17 protein-coding genes and 1 pseudogene are annotated in these 16,383 nt (G+C 63.4%); 13 read left to right on the forward strand and 5 right to left on the reverse strand.

Annotated elements, in window-relative coordinates; genetic code table 11:
- Positions 1 to 24: 24 nt before the first annotated feature.
- Positions 25 to 1,383, reverse strand: a complete 1,359-nt coding sequence (gene dnaA / locus AFERRID_RS07385) for a chromosomal replication initiator protein DnaA (protein WP_126604725.1) — start codon at positions 1,381 to 1,383, stop codon at positions 25 to 27.
- A gap of 487 nt (positions 1,384 to 1,870) precedes the next feature.
- On the opposite strand from dnaA, the gene AFERRID_RS07390 reads away from it, so the two are divergent.
- The 10 genes from AFERRID_RS07390 to AFERRID_RS07435 all read left to right on the forward strand — a co-directional run bounded on the left by AFERRID_RS07390 (position 1,871) and on the right by AFERRID_RS07435 (position 9,974).
- Positions 1,871 to 2,656 carry an SDR family oxidoreductase gene (locus tag AFERRID_RS07390; RefSeq protein WP_126604726.1) on the forward strand — a complete coding sequence of 262 codons (786 nt, stop codon included), beginning with the start codon at positions 1,871 to 1,873 and terminating at the stop codon, positions 2,654 to 2,656.
- A gap of 295 nt (positions 2,657 to 2,951) precedes the next feature.
- Positions 2,952 to 3,794 (forward strand): bifunctional hydroxymethylpyrimidine kinase/phosphomethylpyrimidine kinase, encoded by an 843-nt coding sequence (thiD, locus tag AFERRID_RS07395; RefSeq protein ID WP_126604727.1) that lies wholly within the window; start codon positions 2,952 to 2,954, stop codon positions 3,792 to 3,794.
- The gene (thiE, locus tag AFERRID_RS07400; RefSeq protein ID WP_126604728.1) at positions 3,773 to 4,426 is read left to right on the forward strand and encodes a thiamine phosphate synthase; all 654 of its coding nucleotides are present in this window, start codon (positions 3,773 to 3,775) and stop codon (positions 4,424 to 4,426) included. The genes thiD and thiE overlap by 22 nt, the downstream gene beginning before the upstream one ends.
- Positions 4,427 to 4,428: 2 nt before the next feature.
- Positions 4,429 to 5,721 carry a glutamate-1-semialdehyde 2,1-aminomutase gene (gene hemL, locus AFERRID_RS07405; RefSeq protein WP_126605690.1) on the forward strand — a complete coding sequence of 431 codons (1,293 nt, stop codon included), beginning with the start codon at positions 4,429 to 4,431 and terminating at the stop codon, positions 5,719 to 5,721.
- Positions 5,718 to 6,113: an HIT family protein gene (locus AFERRID_RS07410; RefSeq protein WP_113527336.1), complete on the forward strand. Its 396-nt coding sequence runs from the start codon at positions 5,718 to 5,720 to the stop codon at positions 6,111 to 6,113. The genes hemL and AFERRID_RS07410 overlap by 4 nt, the downstream gene beginning before the upstream one ends.
- A gap of 36 nt (positions 6,114 to 6,149) precedes the next feature.
- The gene (locus tag AFERRID_RS07415) at positions 6,150 to 6,455 is read left to right on the forward strand and encodes a ComEA family DNA-binding protein (RefSeq protein ID WP_225981873.1); all 306 of its coding nucleotides are present in this window, start codon (positions 6,150 to 6,152) and stop codon (positions 6,453 to 6,455) included.
- A gap of 92 nt (positions 6,456 to 6,547) precedes the next feature.
- Complete coding sequence (gene hemC, locus AFERRID_RS07420; protein ID WP_126604729.1) at positions 6,548 to 7,468, forward strand: hydroxymethylbilane synthase; 921 nt, start codon at positions 6,548 to 6,550, stop codon at positions 7,466 to 7,468.
- Entirely contained in the window at positions 7,465 to 8,253 is a 789-nt protein-coding gene (locus AFERRID_RS07425) for a uroporphyrinogen-III synthase (RefSeq protein ID WP_126604730.1), read from the forward strand. Before hemC ends, AFERRID_RS07425 begins: the two co-directional genes overlap by 4 nt.
- 67 nt (positions 8,254 to 8,320) lie before the next feature.
- A complete protein-coding gene (hemB, locus tag AFERRID_RS07430) occupies positions 8,321 to 9,313 on the forward strand; it encodes a porphobilinogen synthase (RefSeq protein WP_126604731.1) in 993 nt (330 codons plus the stop codon).
- Between the two features lie 76 nt (positions 9,314 to 9,389).
- Positions 9,390 to 9,974, forward strand: a complete 585-nt coding sequence (locus AFERRID_RS07435; RefSeq protein ID WP_226835719.1) for a TonB family protein — start codon at positions 9,390 to 9,392, stop codon at positions 9,972 to 9,974.
- A 13-nt stretch (positions 9,975 to 9,987) separates the two neighbouring features.
- Here the strand turns inward: AFERRID_RS07435 and AFERRID_RS07440 are convergent, their stop codons facing one another.
- On the reverse strand, positions 9,988 to 11,364 hold the full coding sequence (locus tag AFERRID_RS07440) for an MFS transporter (RefSeq protein WP_126604733.1): 1,377 nt from the start codon (positions 11,362 to 11,364) through the stop codon (positions 9,988 to 9,990).
- Positions 11,365 to 11,561: 197 nt separating this feature from the next.
- Between AFERRID_RS07440 and AFERRID_RS16345 the strand changes: the two are divergent.
- The 3 genes and pseudogenes from AFERRID_RS16345 to rfbC all read left to right on the forward strand — a co-directional run.
- Positions 11,562 to 11,804 (forward strand): annotated as a pseudogene (locus tag AFERRID_RS16345) (sugar phosphate nucleotidyltransferase); the annotation flags it as partial.
- 74 nt (positions 11,805 to 11,878) lie between these two features.
- Positions 11,879 to 12,445 (forward strand): sugar nucleotidyltransferase, encoded by a 567-nt coding sequence (locus AFERRID_RS16350; RefSeq protein ID WP_456263962.1) that lies wholly within the window; start codon positions 11,879 to 11,881, stop codon positions 12,443 to 12,445.
- The gene (gene rfbC, locus AFERRID_RS07450; protein WP_126604734.1) at positions 12,442 to 12,990 is read left to right on the forward strand and encodes a dTDP-4-dehydrorhamnose 3,5-epimerase; all 549 of its coding nucleotides are present in this window, start codon (positions 12,442 to 12,444) and stop codon (positions 12,988 to 12,990) included. Before AFERRID_RS16350 ends, rfbC begins: the two co-directional genes overlap by 4 nt.
- Before the next feature lie 31 nt (positions 12,991 to 13,021).
- On the opposite strand, the gene AFERRID_RS07455 is transcribed toward rfbC, so the two are convergent.
- Genes AFERRID_RS07455 through AFERRID_RS07465 form a run of 3 tightly spaced genes read right to left on the reverse strand, consistent with a single transcriptional unit; the run spans position 13,022 to position 16,370 of the window.
- Entirely contained in the window at positions 13,022 to 14,461 is a 1,440-nt protein-coding gene (locus AFERRID_RS07455) for a mannose-1-phosphate guanylyltransferase/mannose-6-phosphate isomerase (RefSeq protein WP_126604735.1), read from the reverse strand.
- Complete coding sequence (gene gmd / locus AFERRID_RS07460; RefSeq protein ID WP_126604736.1) at positions 14,458 to 15,489, reverse strand: GDP-mannose 4,6-dehydratase; 1,032 nt, start codon at positions 15,487 to 15,489, stop codon at positions 14,458 to 14,460. The genes AFERRID_RS07455 and gmd overlap by 4 nt, the downstream gene beginning before the upstream one ends.
- Positions 15,486 to 16,370, reverse strand: a complete 885-nt coding sequence (locus AFERRID_RS07465) for a GDP-mannose 4,6-dehydratase (RefSeq protein WP_126604737.1) — start codon at positions 16,368 to 16,370, stop codon at positions 15,486 to 15,488. Before AFERRID_RS07465 ends, gmd begins: the two co-directional genes overlap by 4 nt.
- Positions 16,371 to 16,383 lie beyond the last annotated feature (13 nt).

Genomic DNA, 16,383 nt, shown 5'->3' on the forward strand with positions numbered 1-16,383 from the left:
TCCACAGCTTATGCGGGTATCGGATCATGCGCCAAGAATCCGCAACAGGTTTCGGTAATCTTCGTCCATCTGAGCATCTTCCAGACGGAGTTTGTCGATCTGGCGGCAGGCATGGAGGACGGTGGTGTGGTCGCGTCCACCAAAGGCCTCGCCGATTTCCGGCAGACTGTGGTTGGTGAGTTCCTTGGTGAGGCACATGGCTACCTGCCGGGGACGGGCAATGTTGCGGCTGCGCCGCTTGGACTGCATATCGGAGCCGCGAATGTGAAAATACTCGGCTACGACTTTCTGGATGTTGTCGAGGCTGACCATGCGTTTCTGTACGTCGATCAGGTCGCGCAGGGCCTCGCGGGCGGTATCCAGGTTGTAAGGCTTGTGGGTGAAGTTGACATGGGCGACGACCCTGCGCAGCGCGCCTTCCAGTTCGCGGACATGGGAGCGGATTTTCTCGGCGATGAAGAAGGCCACTTCCTCCGGTAAATCGACACCGCTTTCTTCCGCCTTGCAAAGAACGATGGCCATGCGGGTTTCCAGATCGTGGGGCTGGATGGCGACCGTCAGTCCCCAGCCGAAGCGCGATTGCAGGCGCTCTTCCAGCCGGTCCACCTCTTTGGGATAGCGGTCGCAGGTGATGATGATCTGCCGGCCGCCGTCAAAGAGGGCGTTGAAGGTGTGGAAAAACTCTTCCTGGGTGCGATCCTTGCCCGCAAAAAACTGGATGTCGTCGATGAGCAGCGCGTCCAGCTTGCGGTAGCGCTGCTTGAAGTCGTTGATGGTGTTATGTTGCAGGGAGCGCACCATGTCCATGATGAAGCCTTCTGAACTCACGTAGAGCACCTTGGCGTCGGTATTGCGCTGGAGGATGGCGTTGCCCACCGCTTGCATGAGATGGGTTTTGCCCAGTCCGACGCCGCCATAGATATACAGGGGGTTGTAGGATTTTCCCGGATTTTCTACGACTTGTCGGGCAGCCGCTACAGCGAGTTGATTGGATTTGCCCTCGACGTAGGACTGAAAGGAAAATCCGGGGTTGAGCCGGTTGCCGTTGCGCGGCTCGGTGGTGGAAGGGGCGGACGGCGTCGCCGGTCCCGCCGGGACCGGCGACAGCCCCTGGTCGGGGCTGAGTTCCAGGCGCAGCAGCATCCCTGGCGCAAGCTCGGCAAGCACCGCTTCCAGCAGGTCCATCAGCCTTTCCCGCACCCACTCCATGACGAAGGTATTGGGTGCGAACAGGCGCAATTCGTTACCATGCAGCTCGCCACGAAGAGGGCGCAGCCAGGTGTTGAACTGCTGGGCGGTGGTCTGTTCTTGCAACTGCACGCACAGCGCTGCCCATAGGGCATCTCCATTGTGCAGCGCGGATGGCGCTGGATGACTGCTCATGCGTAACCTGGTCAGAGGGTCTGAAGGTGAACGGTGCTTTGCCCCGGCGCTGCCAAGTGCAGTGGCACGCGGCAGCAGAGGGGACTCGCTTCCCGCAACGGGAAGGGCGTTTCACCATAATTCTCCGTCCGTGGAGTATATCCAGTTGCAGCGGTACATGCCAGCACGTCGCTATGGCCGACGGATTTTCGGCGGCGCGGCGGTTTCCTGGTAAATTAGAGACAGAATGCTCCTGAAAAATAATACGTACATTTATTTTTTGTATTGTAAAACATCTACATTAACATTTGTTTTATATTGACTTTTATTTATTAAAACGCGATTTATATCTGCAGTATGACAGTTATCATGTCCCTTGTGTTTTCAGGTGGGTATGACTTTTATGACATAGACAAATTACTGTTAAATAGAATATAGTGCTTTAATGAAAGGCGGTTGCGGGTGAACTGGTGTCCGATGCGGGCGGGGTGAGAGGCGGGCGTCGACGATGATGGGCGCGGTAGTGATCACCGGGGCGGGTAGCGGCATTGGCCGGGCGCTGGCGCTGGCCTATGCGGAGCCGGGGCGAGTGGTCCTGCTCCTCGGGCGTCGCCGGACGGCTTTGCAGGAAACGGCCGTTCAGGTGTGCGCGCGGGGTGCGCGGGCGGAGTTGCAAACGGTCGATGTCTGCGACGGCGCCGCCCTCGACCGGATTGCAGCGGATTTTGCCAGAGACTTCGGACCCGTCGCCGTGCTGATCGCCAACGCGGGCATCAGTCACGGCACGCTGACGGCGGAACCGGCGGATCGCACCGTTTTCGCTGAAATCGTGGCCACCAATCTGATCGGAGTAGAGACGACCTGCGGCGCCTTCCTGCCCTATCTGGCGCCACAGGCGCGGATTGTGGGCATCGCCAGCGTCGCCGGTTTTCGCGGACTGCCGGGTGCGGCGGCGTATTCAGCGTCCAAGGCGGGAGCGATAGCCTACCTGGAGAGCCTGCGCCTGGAACTGCGAGATCGCGGCATCCGCGTGTGCAGCATCGCCCCCGGCTATGTGGCCACGCCCATGACCGCGGAAAATCACTACCCGATGCCCTGGTTGATGCCGGTGGACCAGGCTGCGGCGAAAATGCGGCGAGCCATCGACCGGGGTCGGCCATGGTGCGTTCTGCCTTGGCAGATGGCGGTGCTGGGCACCCTCCTGCGGCATCTGCCCATAGCCATCTATGACCCGATTTTTGCCAGGGTAGCGGGAAAACAGCGGAGGACGGGCGATGACGCGGCGGAATCCTGACCCACGTGGCGGTTGGAGCCGCCTTCTGGATGAAGAAAGTTTTCCACAAAGACGTTAAAACAGCAGTTAAGGGGATTTGTTGGGAATCATGTTTCATTAGTTTTTATATATTACTGTTATGCATGCAAATTATTTTTTGAATGGCCATTTTTCCCGGCGTGGGGATATCCTTGTCATGACGGAATCACTGCTACGGGCAAAGTATCCACAAAGTTATCCACAGGTTTTTGTACCAGACTAGAGCCCCGTAATGGTTGTTGGTGCATGCCCCTTTGATTTGGAGGATTCAACCCTGATGGAATCCCGTCATCCGGAAGCGGTGGGTCCTTTGCCCGTCGTTCTAACTATTGCCGGCTCCGATCCCAGTGCGGGTGCGGGCTTGCAGGCCGACCTGCTGACCCTGGCCAGCCTGGGGGTGCATGGCTGCACGGCGGTCACCGCGCTGACCGTTCAGGATTCGGTGAATGTCCGCGGCTACACGCCGGTCGATCCGCGGGATACCATAGCCCAGGCCCGTGCCGTGCTGGAGGACATGTCCGTACAGGTCATCAAGATTGGGATGCTGGGCAGCGCGGCTATGGTGGCGGCGGTGAGCGCGCTGTTGGCGGACCATTCGCAGATTCCCGTGGTACTGGACCCAGTGCTGGCGGCCGGAGGCGGCGCCGCCCTGGCCGGGGCCGGATTGCGCGAAGCCCTGGTGGCACAATTGCTGCCCCGAGTGACCGCCATGACGCCCAATGGCCCGGAAGCGCTGGCCTTGTCGGGCGCCGACGATTTGCGGGCGGCGGGTGTTTGGCTCAACCGCTATGGAGCGGAGTGGGCGCTGATCAGCGGCGGGCACGGCGAGGAGCCGGAACTGGAGAACCTGCTGTTTCGGGGCGAGGTCTTGCGACGCACTTTCCGGCAGGCGCGCCTGCCCCACAGTTACCACGGTTCGGGATGTACCCTGGCGGCCGCGCTGGCGGCGGGTCTGGCACATGGTTTGACCATGGAGGACGCCGTGGCGCGGGCACTGGATTTTACCCATGCCTGTCTGGTCCATGCTTACCCGCTGGGGAAAGGGCAGTATTTTCCGGACCGGTTCTTTTGGGCGCGCAGGCATCGGGAGGGGGCCGGGTGGCCGGAGATAACCATTTGATTTCTGGGCTATATGCCATCACCGACGCGCATCTGATGCCGGAGCCGGTTTTCCTGGCGCGCGCCGAGGCGGCGCTGCGCGGGGGGGCGCGCATCCTGCAATACCGGGATAAGGGCGATGCCGTGACCGACGCGCGGCGACGGCGCATGCAGGCGGGCGCCTTGCGAGAACTATGTGCGCAGTACGACGCCCTGTTCGTCGTCAATGATGATCCCCGGCTGGCACAGGCTGTCGGCGCTCCCGCCCTGCATGTGGGGGCAGAAGATGCGCCCCCGGCGGCATTGCGTGCGCAATTCGGCCGCGCCATACTCATCGGGGTTTCCTGCTATGGATCGGTGCCGCAGGCGCAGGAGGCGGCGACGCGGGGGGCGGACTACGTGGCCTTCGGGTCCTTTTTCGCCTCTCCCAGCAAACCGCAGGCGCCGATGGTCAGTGTGGATGTCCTGACGGTGGCGCGCGCGATGATCGACCTGCCCATTGTCGCCATCGGCGGCATCACGGAGGCCAATGGGTCTGCCTTGATTGCGGCTGGTGCGGATGCCCTGGCGGTAATTTCCGGCGTTTTCGCCGCAGAGGATGTGGAAGGGGCGGCACGACGCCTTACCGCCCTGTTCAGTAACCGTAAGGAGTGATGATGACGCAGACTTCACACGCGCTGTTCCAGATGGCGCAACAGTGCATTCCGGGCGGGGTGAATTCACCGGTCCGGGCCTTTCGCGGTGTGGGCGGTGACCCGATTTTCATCGACCACGCCGAAGGACCCTTCGTCTGGGATGTGGAAGGCAAGCGCTATCTCGATTATGTGGGCTCCTGGGGACCGATGATTCACGGCCACGGCCATCCGGAGGTGCTGGCGGCGGTGCATGCGCAGGTGAACAAGGGGTTGAGCTTTGGTGCGCCCACCGCCATCGAGGTGGAGATGGCGGAACTGGTCTGCGCTCTGGTGCCGAGTATCGAATCGGTGCGCATGACGTCCAGTGGCACCGAGGCGGTGATGACCGCCATTCGTCTGGCGCGCGGTTACACCGGGCGCGACAGGATCATCAAATTCGAGGGCAATTATCACGGTCACAGCGACAGTCTGCTGGTAAAGGCCGGGTCCGGGGCGCTGACCCTGGGGCAGCCTTCCAGCGCCGGGGTTCCGCGCGAGGTCAGTCAGAATACCCTGGTGCTGCCGTATAACGACCTCCCGGCGGTGGAGGAAATGATGTCACAGTTCGGCTTCGATGTGGCCACCATCATTGTCGAGCCGGTGGCTGGCAATATGGGCTGCGTGCCGCCGGAGCCGGGCTTTCTGGAAGGGCTGCGCGCCGTTTGTGATCAATACGGGTGTATGCTGATCTTCGACGAGGTGATGACCGGATTCCGGGTGGCCGTGGGAGGCGCACAGGCGCTCTACGGGGTACGGCCCGACCTGACCACGCTGGGCAAGATCATCGGCGGCGGTCTGCCGGTGGGTGCCGTCGGCGGTCCACGGGAAGTGATGGAATATCTGGCACCCATCGGACCGGTATATCAGGCAGGGACACTATCTGGCAATCCGGTGGCCATGGCCGCCGGACTGGCGACCCTGCGGCTGCTGACGGTGCCGGGTTTCCATGAGCGCCTGGCGGCGCAGACGGCGGTGCTCTGCGACGGCCTGGCCGAGCGGGCGGAAGCCGCGGGCGTGCCGATGCAGATCAATTATGTGCCGGGCATGTTCGGCTGGTTCTTTGCGGAACAGCCGGTGCGCGGTTTTGATGCGGTGATGGCGGCCGACAGCCAACGCTACGCCCGCTTTTTCCACGGCCTGCTGGCGCGCGGGGTGTATCTCGCCCCCAGCGCCTATGAGGCGGGTTTCCTCTCGGCAGCCCATGGTGATACCGAGATCGCCGCCACCCTGGATGCCGCCGAGGCCGTTCTGGCCACTCTCAAGGAGGACGTATGAGCACCCTGTTCAGCCGCATCATCAACGGTGAAATCCCGGCGCAGAAAGTGCTGGAAGACGATCGTTATCTGGCCTTTCTCGATATCCGCCCGGTACGGCCGGGGCATACCCTGGTCATTCCCAAGGTGGAGCACGATTATATTTTTACGCTGGACGACGCAACCCTGGCGGGGCTTCTGCCCTTTGCCAAACGCGTCGTGCCGGCGCTGGAGCAGGTCACCGGCTGCAAGCGGGTCGGGATCATGGTGGCGGGGCTGGAAGTGCCCCATGCCCATGTGCATCTGATCCCGATGAACGCCATCCCGGACCTGAGTTTCGCTAACGCCAGAGATACCCCGGCGGCGGAGCTGGCGGCGATGGGGGATAGGATACGTGCGGCGTTGCGGGGTTAAGCGCGCAACGCATTTACACAGAGGGAGGGGGTACCGTTGCGACGGGGGAAAACGGCCCGGCAAGGGTTGTGGCTGGGCTTGGTGTCCTTGTGCATGATGGCCGCGGGCGCGTGGGCGCAGGCCGCCGGGACAGGCTGCCCGGTTGCCGTCGACATCAATCACGCCGATGCGGCCCGGCTGCGCTGCCTGCCGGGCATTGGCGAAAAACGGTCCGCCGCGATCATCGCTTTTCGGGAGGCGCATGGCCCCTTTCCCGGCCCCGCCTCCCTCGCTGCGGTGCTTGGTCCCAAGATGGCGCAGACGCTGCGCGCGAGGGTGGTGGTGACCCCGGTTTCGCGGTGAGCGCCGCCGTGCCGCCCTTGACAGAAAAAACCGCGCTGTTAAGGTGAATAACCCTTTCTTCTCCTGATCATCATCAGAGCCGCCGAGCCGATATGCCGCACTCCCTTCGCATTGGTACCCGTGCCAGCCCGCTGGCCGTCTGGCAGGCAGAGCACGTTCGCGCTGCCCTGTTGCGGCTTCACCCGGGGATGGCGGTCGAGATCATCACCATGACCACCAGCGGCGACGTTCTTCTGGAGGCACCCCTGCATGCGCTGGGCGGCAAGGGCCTCTTTGTCAAGGAAATCGAGGATGCCCTGCAGCAGCGGCGGGTGGATGTTGCCGTGCACTCCATGAAGGATGTGCCGGCGCTACAGCCGGATGGTCTGGAAATCGTCGCCATCATGGCCCGGGAGGATGTCCGGGATGCTTTCGTCAGCAATACCTTTCTGCATCCCGACGCCCTGCCGGTGGGTGCACGGGTGGGAAGCTCCAGCCTGCGGCGGCGGGCGCAATTACTGGAGCGCTACCCCCATTTGCGGGTCGATGACCTGCGCGGCAATGTCGCTACGCGCTTGCGTAGGCTGGACGAGGGGCATTATGACGCGATCATTCTCGCCGCTGCGGGCCTCAAGCGCCTTGGTTTGCCAGATCGCATCACCCATCTGCTGGACATCGACTGCTCTCTGCCGGCGGTGGGGCAAGGGGCCATAGGCATCGAGGCGCGCCGCGACGACGGGCGGACCCGGGAACTGCTGGCACCCCTGGCCGATGCCGATACCCAGAACTGCGTGCTGGCGGAACGCAGCATGAATCGGGTGCTGGGCGGGGATTGCCAGCTCCCGGTGGCGGCGCTCGCCCGATGGCAGGGCCCGCAGATGCTCCTGCGCGGGCTGGTCGCCACCCCCGACGGGCGCCGGGTACTGCATGCCGAGGCGAGGGGCAGCGACCCCGTCGCCCTCGGCATGGCCGTCGCTGCGGCCTTGGTCGCGCAAGGGGCGGCAGAGATTATCGAGGATGTCCGGAACCCATGAACAGCACCATCCTGCGAGGCAAGGGCATCGTGGTTACCCGGCCGCGCGCGCAGGCCGGCGAGATGCTGACCTTGTTGGAGGCGCAAGGCGCGCGCGCCATACTGTTTCCCGCCGTAGAGATCGAGGCGCCGGAGAACTGGCAGTCCCTGGATGACGCCTTGCATCGGCTTGTGGCCTATGACTGGGTGATTTTTTCCAGCCGTAATGCCGTCGCCTTCGCCCTCAGTCGCCTGCAGAGCCGCAACCTGTCCTGGCCGGTGGGGCCGCGCATTGCGGCGGTGGGACGGGAGACCGCCAAGGCGTTGCGTGAGTTTGGTCTGCAGGTCGACCTGGTCCCCCGGCGTTTCAGCTCCGAGGGTTTGCTGGAAAGTCCAGAACTGCTGGACGTGCGTGGGCAGCGCATCGCGCTGTTTGCCGGTGATCAGGGCCGGGAGTTGCTGGAGAAGACCCTGGATGAGCGGGGAGCCATCACCGACCAGGTGCTCTGCTACCGGCGCCGGTTGCCCGGCACCAACCCGACGCCGTTGCTGCATGCCTGGGCGCGTGGCGAGCTGGATGCAGTCACCGTGACCAGCCCGGAGATCTTCAATAATTTCTATCAGATGGTGGGGGGGCTGGGGCAACGCTGGTTGAAAAACACGCCCATCATCGCCATCAGCCCCCTCACCGCTGAGGCCGTCACCACGGTCGGTCTGCCCGCCCCATGGATCGCCCCGGAGGCCAGTACGGCTGGCATGCTGGCGGCGCTGACGGTGTGGGCGCAAGGCCTGGCGCCTGCCCCATGAACCCGCTCGATCCGCCGTCTCGCCGCGATTTGTGTTCGTATTCCAACTGCTCAAGGACTGTTCTCACATGAACCTGTTCAATCCGTCGTCCGGTCACCAGCCTCGCCGCCTGCGCCGCCATCCGGCCATGCGCCGGATGTTGCGTGAACACCATCTGCGCGCCGCCGATTTCATTCTGCCGGTTTTTCTGGTGGAAGGCGAAGGCGTTCGCACGGAAATCTCTTCCATGCCCGGCGTCTTTCGCCATAGCATCGACTCCGCGCTGCAACTCTGTGCGGAGGCGGTGGCGCGGGGGGTCTCCGGGGTGCTGCTGTTTGGCGTCCTGGAAGAGCACTGCAAGGATGCCACCGGCTCCGCCTCCTGGGACGCGGAGGGGTTGGTGCAACGGGCGATTCGCGCCATCCGCAGCGGATATCCGCAATTGCTGATCATTGCCGACGCCTGCTTTTGCGAATACACCGCCCATGGCCATTGCGGTGTGCTGGATGCGGGCGGTGACCGGGACGATTACGCCACCCTGGAAAACCTGCAGCGGCAGGCCATTTCTTATGCGGAAGCGGGGGTGGATGTCGTCGCCCCTTCGGGCATGGTGGACGGCATGGTGATGGCGATCCGCGAGGCGTTGGACGCAGCGCGGCATCCGCAGGTCAGCATTCTGTCCTATGCGGTCAAATACGCCAGCGCTTTTTATGGACCTTTCCGCGATGCAGCCGACAGCGCGCCCCAGTTCGGGGACCGCAAAGGCTATCAGATGGACCCCGCCAACCGGCGTGAGGCCTTTCGCGAAATGGCGCTGGACATCCAGGAGGGCTGCGACATGGTGATGGTGAAGCCTGCCATGGCGTATCTGGATATCATCCGTGACCTCCGCGAGCGCTGCGACCTGCCGGTGCTGGCGTATCAGGTGTCCGGTGAATACAGCATGCTGCAGGCCGCCGCACGGGCCGGCTGGCTGGATCTGCAGAGCAGTGTCCTGGAGTCCCTGCTCGGCATCAAAAGGGCCGGGAGCGACGCCATCATCACCTATTATGCCCTCGCTGCAGCCGATTGGTTGGGATGAAGCCATAGGATTCTTCGCGCCGCTATCGGACGTTCTGTTCCGGATACGTTGGTTTGGCGCCGCCGCACCTGGCGGTATGATGCGCGTCCTGCGTTTGCGGCCGGAAGACCTCGATACCCTGTTCCCCTGGGTCTTGCTCTCCGTGGCCATCAATATGCTGGTCTGGCTGTTGCTGCTGGGCGGGCTGGATGGGTTGCCGCCGCAAAAAACGCCCGTCAGTTCGCTGGTGGAAATTTCCCTGATGCCGAGCCTGCTCCATCCCCGAATGACCTCCCCCGCGAGGCCCGCGCCGCGCGGTCCGGACGGCGATCTTCCCGTCAGCCGGGAGCGTGCGCCGGCAACGGTACCAGCGGCAGCGCGGGCAATCGCACTGAATGCCTATCTGAAGGACTGGGAAGGCCGGATCATGGCGTTGGCCCAGAAACGTCTCCTCGGAGGAAGTCATCCCGACGTACCTCAGGGGCGTGTCGTCGTCGCCGTCACCATCGCCCCCGACGGGCGGCTGCTGGCGATCGAGATGCAGCAGGGATCGCGGAATGCCGCGCTGGTACATGCCGTCGATACGATCATCCGCCAGGCGGCCCCCTTTCCACCCCTGCCCGCCATCTGGCAATCCCCACCCACGCCGCTGCGTATCGTGCGCACCTGGAGCTTCGAATAGGCAACCCGCGTGCTCAGGGCGTTGCCACCGGCGCATCCACGCGTTCCAAATCTTCCAGGCTTTTCTGCCGCGATTCCACCCCATAGATGAGGGTGGTGAACATGCCGAGCAGGGACACCAGGGCCATGACCAGCAGCACCAGCGGTATGCCCCAGCTTTTCTCCAAAATCGGAAACAACAGCGCCGAAACGAAGGCCCCCAGGCGGGAAAGTCCCGTTGCCAGCCCCGCCGCGCTGGCACGCAATTCCGTCGGAAAAATTTCTACGGCCAGCGCGAAAACCGTCACTCCCGGACCGATGCCCACCCCCAAGGAATAGACCGCGGCACCCCCATAAATCCCGGCAACCCAGCCATTCCAGGAGCACAGCGCGAACAGCGCCAGGCCGAGAGACATCATGCCGAACCCGGCGCTTTGCAGGGGGATCCGGCCCCAGCGGTCGAGGCGGGAGAGAATATAGAGAATGCCCAGGGCGGAGATCACCAGAAAGACGGCGTTGATGGCGGCGGCCATTCCGTTACTGCTGGCGAGGCCGTTGCTGCGCAACACCAGGGGAAAATACAGGCCAATGCCCAGGCCCACCACATCCAGACAGAACCAGGGGAAGATGCTGAGCAGCAGCCGACGCAACCAGACTTTACGCAGCAGCACCCGCCACGACTGGCGATGCCCCTGAAAAGTCGCCAACTGTGCGCCGAGTTCGGCGGGTGTGCTCTCGGGGGACAGCCGGGCCAGGGCCGCGCGGGCCGCGTCGGTATGCCCGTTTCGCGCCAGCCAGCGCGGTGACTCCGGCAGGCCGCGCCGCAACCAGAGCAGGGCAAGTGCGGGGACCACTGCACTCCCCAGCATCCAGCGCCAGGAGTCATCGCCAGTAAACAACAGGACCCAGCCGACGCCGGTGGAGAGCAGGGCGCCGACATACCAGGCCAGATTTACCCGGGCGAAACGATTTCCCCGATTGGCGGACTGGCTGTATTCCGCAACGATGGTGGCCACCAGCGGATAGTCGAGGCCGATGGCCAGCCCGGTCAGAAAGCGGCCCAGAAAAAGCACGGGGACATCCGGGCTGAGGGCGCTGACCAGGGCCCCGATGACGTAGAGGAATATGTTTGGGAACAGCAGCTTGCGGCGGCCGAACCGGTCGGTGAAGACGCCGCCCGCCAAGCCTCCCAGCAAAGACCCGAGTAACGCCATGGCCATGAGCGGCCCGGTCTCGGTCGCGTGCAGATGCCAGGCGCTGTGCAGGGGAAGGAGCACCACCGCCATGATGCTGAGGTCGTAGCCGTCGAGCAGCATTCCCAACATGGCGGCGCCCAAGGCGTGGCCGCGTTGCCTGTCGGCAACAGGCACGGAGGGAACGTTTGCGGTGGGCAGGCCACGTTGTCTGTTCATGAAAATCCCCTGCCAGGCCGGTCGAACGGAGGGACTAGCTTATGCCGTCGGGGTGCCATCGCTCAAGCCATTATCGCACGGCACCCCTGGATATCTTGCCCCGGCGCCCCAGGATACATACAATCACTGCGGTATCGACAGAGTAACGACCATAAAATTTCCGCCCGTGGACCATTTCAACCAACCTGAGGCCCGCAATGCATCGTAAAGGGATCATCCTCGCCGGCGGTTCCGGTACCCGACTCTATCCGCTGACCCAGACCGTCAGCAAGCAGCTCATGCCGGTCTATGACAAGCCCCTCATCTACTATCCCCTGGCAACCCTCATGCTGGCGGGCATCCGGGAGATGCTCGTCATCTCCACTCCCGATGATTTGCCGCGTTTCCGGCAGTTGCTGGGAGATGGAAGCCAATGGGGCCTGTCCTTCGCGTATGCGGAGCAGGCACGCCCGGAAGGGCTGGCCCAGGCTTTGCTGATTGCCGAGGACTTCCTCGCGGGGGCCCCTCTGCGCTGGTGCTCGGCGACAATGTCTTCTACGGTCACGAACTCAGCGAAACGCTACAGGCCGCCAACGCCCGCAATACTGGCGCCACCATCTTCGCCTACCATGTCGCCAATCCGCGTGCCTATGGCGTCGTCGAGTTCGATGCCGACCACCAGGCCGTCGGTCTCGAAGAAAAACCGGACGTTCCGCGCTCGTGCTACGCGGTAACCGGGCTGTATTTTTATGACGGAAGTGGCAGTCGGATGGCCCGGGAAATCCAGCCCTCGGCGCGCGGCGAACTGGAGATCACCGACCTCAACCGCCTCTACCTGCAGGAAAAACGTCTACAGGTGGAGGTGCTTGGTCGCGGTACGGCCTGGCTCGACACGGGCACCCACGCGGATCTGCTCAACGCCGGCCAATTCATCCGCACCTTGGAAGAACGCCAGGGACTCAAAGTCGCCTGCCCCGAAGAAATCGCCTACCGCATGGGCTACATCGACGGCGAAGCCCTCAGCCGCCTCGCCGCTCCGTTGCAGAAAAGCGGCTACGGCGACTATCTTTTGCGGGTTCTCAGCGAAGGGTGTCGGCCATGAAAGTCGAAGCCCTCACCATCCCCGGGGTTCTCCTCATCACCCCCAAGGTTTTCGGTGACGTCCGGGGATTTTTCATGGAAAGCTGGAACCGGCGCGCCTTCGCTGCGGCCGGGCTGGACCTCGACTTCGTGCAGGACAACCACAGCCGTTCCCAGCAGGGCGTCCTGCGCGGGCTGCATTATCAGATTCATCAGCCCCAGGGCAAACTGGTGCGTGTCGTGAGCGGTGCGGTTTTCGACGTGGCGGTGGATCTACGCCGTTCCTCGCCGCATTTCGGACGATGGGCTGGCGCCACACTCTCTGCCGAAAATCAGCAGATGCTCTGGGTACCTCCTGGTTTCGCCCACGGCTTTTACGTGCTTAGCGAGTCGGCGGACTTTCTCTACAAAACCACGGAGTTTTATGCCCCGGAAGCGGAGCGCTGCGTGATCTGGAACGACCCGGATATCGCCATCGACTGGCCCCTGGTGGATGGGAAGCCACCCCTGCTGGCCACCAAGGATGCCGCCGCGCTGCCTTTATCGGAGAGCGAGACTTTTCCGTGACGCCCCTGACGTGCGCCGGGCAGTCACCAACTCAAGGCGCCCGCCCGTAGCGGTCGTCGAAGCGCACGATATCATCCTCGCCCAGATACTCGCCGCTCTGTACCTCGATCATGACCAGATCGATGACGCCGGGGTTGAGCAGACGATGGGGGGTGCCGGCGGGGATATAGGTGGACTCGTTGGTCTGGACCAGATGTTCCGCGCTGCCGTTAACGATCTTGGCGGTGCCCGAGACTACGATCCAGTGTTCACTGCGGTGGTGATGCATCTGCAAAGAGAGCGCCGCACCCGCTTTGACCAGAATGCGCTTGATCTTGAAGCGGGAGCCCTCCTCCAGCACCGTGTAAGTACCCCAGGGCCGGTGGACGGTGCGGTGCAGATTGCCGGCGTCGTGGCCGCGGTGCTTGAGTTCGGCGACGATCTTTTTCACCTCCTGATCGCGGTCCTTGCGGGCGACGAGGAGCGCGTCGGGTGTATCCACCACGATCAGATCCTCCACGCCCAGCAGGGCGGTCAGGCGGTCCGCGCTATGGACGATGCAGTGTTGCGCATCCTCCAGCACACTCTCCCCCAGCACCCGGTTACCGCTGCCATCCTCGGGGATCAGGGCGCCGAAGGACGTCCATGAGCCGATGTCGCTCCAGCCGAAATCGCCGGGCACTACCGCCACCCGGTCGGCGTGCTCCATGACGGCATAATCCACGGAGATATCCGTCACTTGCGCGAATGCCGGCGCCAATTCACGGAAATCCGCCTCGCAGCGCCCCTCGGCCCAGGCGGTGCGGGTATCCTCGCCGACCTGCGGCTGATGGCGCGCAAGGGCGGATAAAAACGCATCCGCGCGGAAGCAGAACATGCCGCTATTCCAAGTATAATCCCCCTGGGCCAGAAAAGCCGCCGCCGTAGCCGCATCGGGCTTTTCGACAAAGCGGCGCACGGCAAAACCCAGTATCTCACCACTCCGGGTCAGGGCTTCCCCACCTTCGATGTAACCATAACCGGTCTCCGGCCAGGTGGGAGTGACACCGAAGGTCACCAGATAGCCTTCTTCGGCCAGACGCTGCGCCCGGGCGACCGCGGCGGCAAAGGCGGCCTGATCCTGCACCAGATGATCGGCGGGGAGTACCAGCAGGGTGGCTTCCGGCCCGACCAGGGCTTCCGCCTGCAGGGCGGCGGCGGCGATGGCCGGCGCCGTGTTGCGGCCCACCGGCTCCAGCAGGAAAAATGCCTCCCGCTCCGCCGCTCCAGGCACCTGCGCATAGACGTCCCGGGTCTGGAAGTAATATTCCCGGTTGGTCACGGTGAGGAAACGGGTCACCCCCGGCAGGGCCAGCGCCCGCTGCAGGGTCTTTTGCAGCAGCGTCTCGCCATCGGGCAATGGCAGGAAGGGTTTGGGATGGCTCTGGCGCGACAGCGGCCAGAGCCGCGTGCCAGCGCCGCCGGAGAGGATGACGGGGATCAGGGGGTTCATTCCACCACCTCTCCCGCCACGCGCCGCAGATCCGCTTCGGCCATCATCCGCACCAGGGCATCGAAGCTGACCTCGCGCTTCCAGCCCAGCTTCTGCTGGGCCTTGCCGGGATCACCGATGAGGATGTCCACTTCGGCGGGACGGTAGAAGGCGGGGTTGACGCGGACGATGACCTTGCCGCTTTTGCGATCGACGCCCTGGGTCTTTTCCGCCTCGCCCCGCCACTCCAGATCGAATCCCGCATGGGCGGCGGCCTTCTCGACAAAGGTGCGCACCGTCCAGGTCTCGCCGGTGGCGATGACATAATCATCGGGCTGCTCCTGCTGCAGCATCAGCCACATGGCGCGCACATAGTCGCCCGCATAACCCCAGTCGCGTTTGCTGTCGAGATTGCCCAGCTCCAGCACGTCCTGTACACCCTGACGGATGCGCGCCAGCGCCAGGGTGATCTTGCGGGTGACGAACTCGGTGCCGCGCAAGGGGGATTCGTGGTTGAAGAGAATGCCGCTGGAGGCATGCAGGCCGAAGCTCTCGCGGTAGTTGATGGTGATCCAGTGGCCGTAGAGCTTGGCGACGCCGTAGGGGCTGCGGGGATGAAAGGGCGTGCGCTCGGACTGGAGCGGTTCCTGAATCTGCCCGAACATCTCGCTGGTGGAAGCCTGATAGAAACGCGCCTGGGGGTTGACGATGCGGATGGCCTCCAGCATTTTGACCACGGAGGTGCCGGTGACCTCGGCGGTCAGAATCGGCTGATCCCAGGAAGTGGCTACAAAGCTCTGGGCGCCGAGGTTATAGACTTCCGTCGCCTGGGATTTTTCCATGGCGCGGATCATGGAGGACAGATCGATGAGGTCGCCGTCCAGCAGGCGCACCTGATCGGCGATGCCCAGTTCGTGCAAGCGGCCGGTGGTATCGGTGCCGCGGCGGGCGATGAGGCCATAGACCGTATAGTCTTTTCCCAGCAACCATTGCGCCAGATAGGCGCCGTCCTGGCCAGTGATGCCGGTGATGAGGGCGTGCTTCGTCATTGCAATTGTTTCTCCCAGTCGTTGAGTAAATCCTGAAGGCTTTGCTCCATGGGTATCAGCGGTTGCCAACCGGTGTCCCGTTGTAAAGCAGCAAAGCTCGCGACCATGCGCCGCTGTTCCGCCGGACGCAGGCGGGTCGGGTCCTGCTCGACCGTGGCTTCGACACCGGCAAGGGTGAGCAATTGCCGGAGCAGGTCGCGGATACGGTATTCCCGTCCGGAGCAGACATTATAGATGCCGCCGTTCTGACCTTTTTCCAGCAAGAGGGTGTAGGCGCGTACCACGTCGCGCACATCCGTAAAATCACGGGTGACGTCGATATCACCCACCTGCAGGACCGGTGCGCGGCGCCCCATGCGGATCTCCATCACCTGCCGGGCGAAGTCGGCGATGGCGAAATGGGAACTCTGGCCGGGGCCGATATGGTTGAAGGGCCGCACCATGATGATCTCAAAGCCGGAAGTCTGGCTCCACTGGTAGCAGAGCGCCTCGGCGGCCACCTTGCTCACGGCATAGGGATTACGGGGACGCAGGGGATGATCCTCGCGCACCGGCAGATCGGCCTCCGGGACCCGCCCGTAGGTGTCGCCCGACCCGACAAAGAGCATGCGCCCCATAAATCCGGAGGACTGCAGCGCCTCCAGCAGATTCAGGGTGCCATAGAAATTGATGTCAAAGGTTTCGCGGGGGTTCTCGAAGGAGGCGGGCACAAAGCTCTGGGCCGCCAGATGCACGACGGCATCAGGCCGAATGGCGGCCACCGCGGCAGTCAGGGCGGCGTGGTCGCGCAGATCCAGCCCATTGGGCAATGGCACGCCGGGCAGGGCCGCCTGCACATACTGGCCGACGAAGCCGTTGGCGCCGGTAAGCAAGAGTTTCATGCGTCCATCATTC

The organism is Acidithiobacillus ferridurans (assembly GCF_003966655.1).
Classification (GTDB): Bacteria; Pseudomonadota; Gammaproteobacteria; order Acidithiobacillales; family Acidithiobacillaceae; genus Acidithiobacillus; species Acidithiobacillus ferridurans.

Bases quoted from the DNA above. Each gene is read 5' to 3' on its own strand.
- AFERRID_RS07425 (WP_126604730.1), top strand. From the start codon at position 7,465: ATGAACAGCACCATCCTGCGAGGCAAGGGCATCGTGGTTACCCGGCCG.
- rfbC (WP_126604734.1), top strand. From the start codon at position 12,442: ATGAAAGTCGAAGCCCTCACCATCCCCGGGGTTCTCCTCATCACCCCC.
- AFERRID_RS07390 (WP_126604726.1), top strand. From the start codon at position 1,871: ATGATGGGCGCGGTAGTGATCACCGGGGCGGGTAGCGGCATTGGCCGG.
- AFERRID_RS07440 (WP_126604733.1), bottom strand. From the start codon at position 11,364: ATGAACAGACAACGTGGCCTGCCCACCGCAAACGTTCCCTCCGTGCCT.
- hemB (WP_126604731.1), top strand. From the start codon at position 8,321: ATGAACCTGTTCAATCCGTCGTCCGGTCACCAGCCTCGCCGCCTGCGC.
- hemL (WP_126605690.1), top strand. From the start codon at position 4,429: ATGACGCAGACTTCACACGCGCTGTTCCAGATGGCGCAACAGTGCATT.
- hemC (WP_126604729.1), top strand. From the start codon at position 6,548: ATGCCGCACTCCCTTCGCATTGGTACCCGTGCCAGCCCGCTGGCCGTC.
- thiD (WP_126604727.1), top strand. From the start codon at position 2,952: ATGGAATCCCGTCATCCGGAAGCGGTGGGTCCTTTGCCCGTCGTTCTA.
- AFERRID_RS07455 (WP_126604735.1), bottom strand. From the start codon at position 14,461: ATGAACCCCCTGATCCCCGTCATCCTCTCCGGCGGCGCTGGCACGCGG.
- AFERRID_RS07465 (WP_126604737.1), bottom strand. From the start codon at position 16,370: ATGAAACTCTTGCTTACCGGCGCCAACGGCTTCGTCGGCCAGTATGTG.
- AFERRID_RS07435 (WP_226835719.1), top strand. From the start codon at position 9,390: ATGATGCGCGTCCTGCGTTTGCGGCCGGAAGACCTCGATACCCTGTTC.
- gmd (WP_126604736.1), bottom strand. From the start codon at position 15,489: ATGACGAAGCACGCCCTCATCACCGGCATCACTGGCCAGGACGGCGCC.
- AFERRID_RS07410 (WP_113527336.1), top strand. From the start codon at position 5,718: ATGAGCACCCTGTTCAGCCGCATCATCAACGGTGAAATCCCGGCGCAG.
- dnaA (WP_126604725.1), bottom strand. From the start codon at position 1,383: ATGAGCAGTCATCCAGCGCCATCCGCGCTGCACAATGGAGATGCCCTA.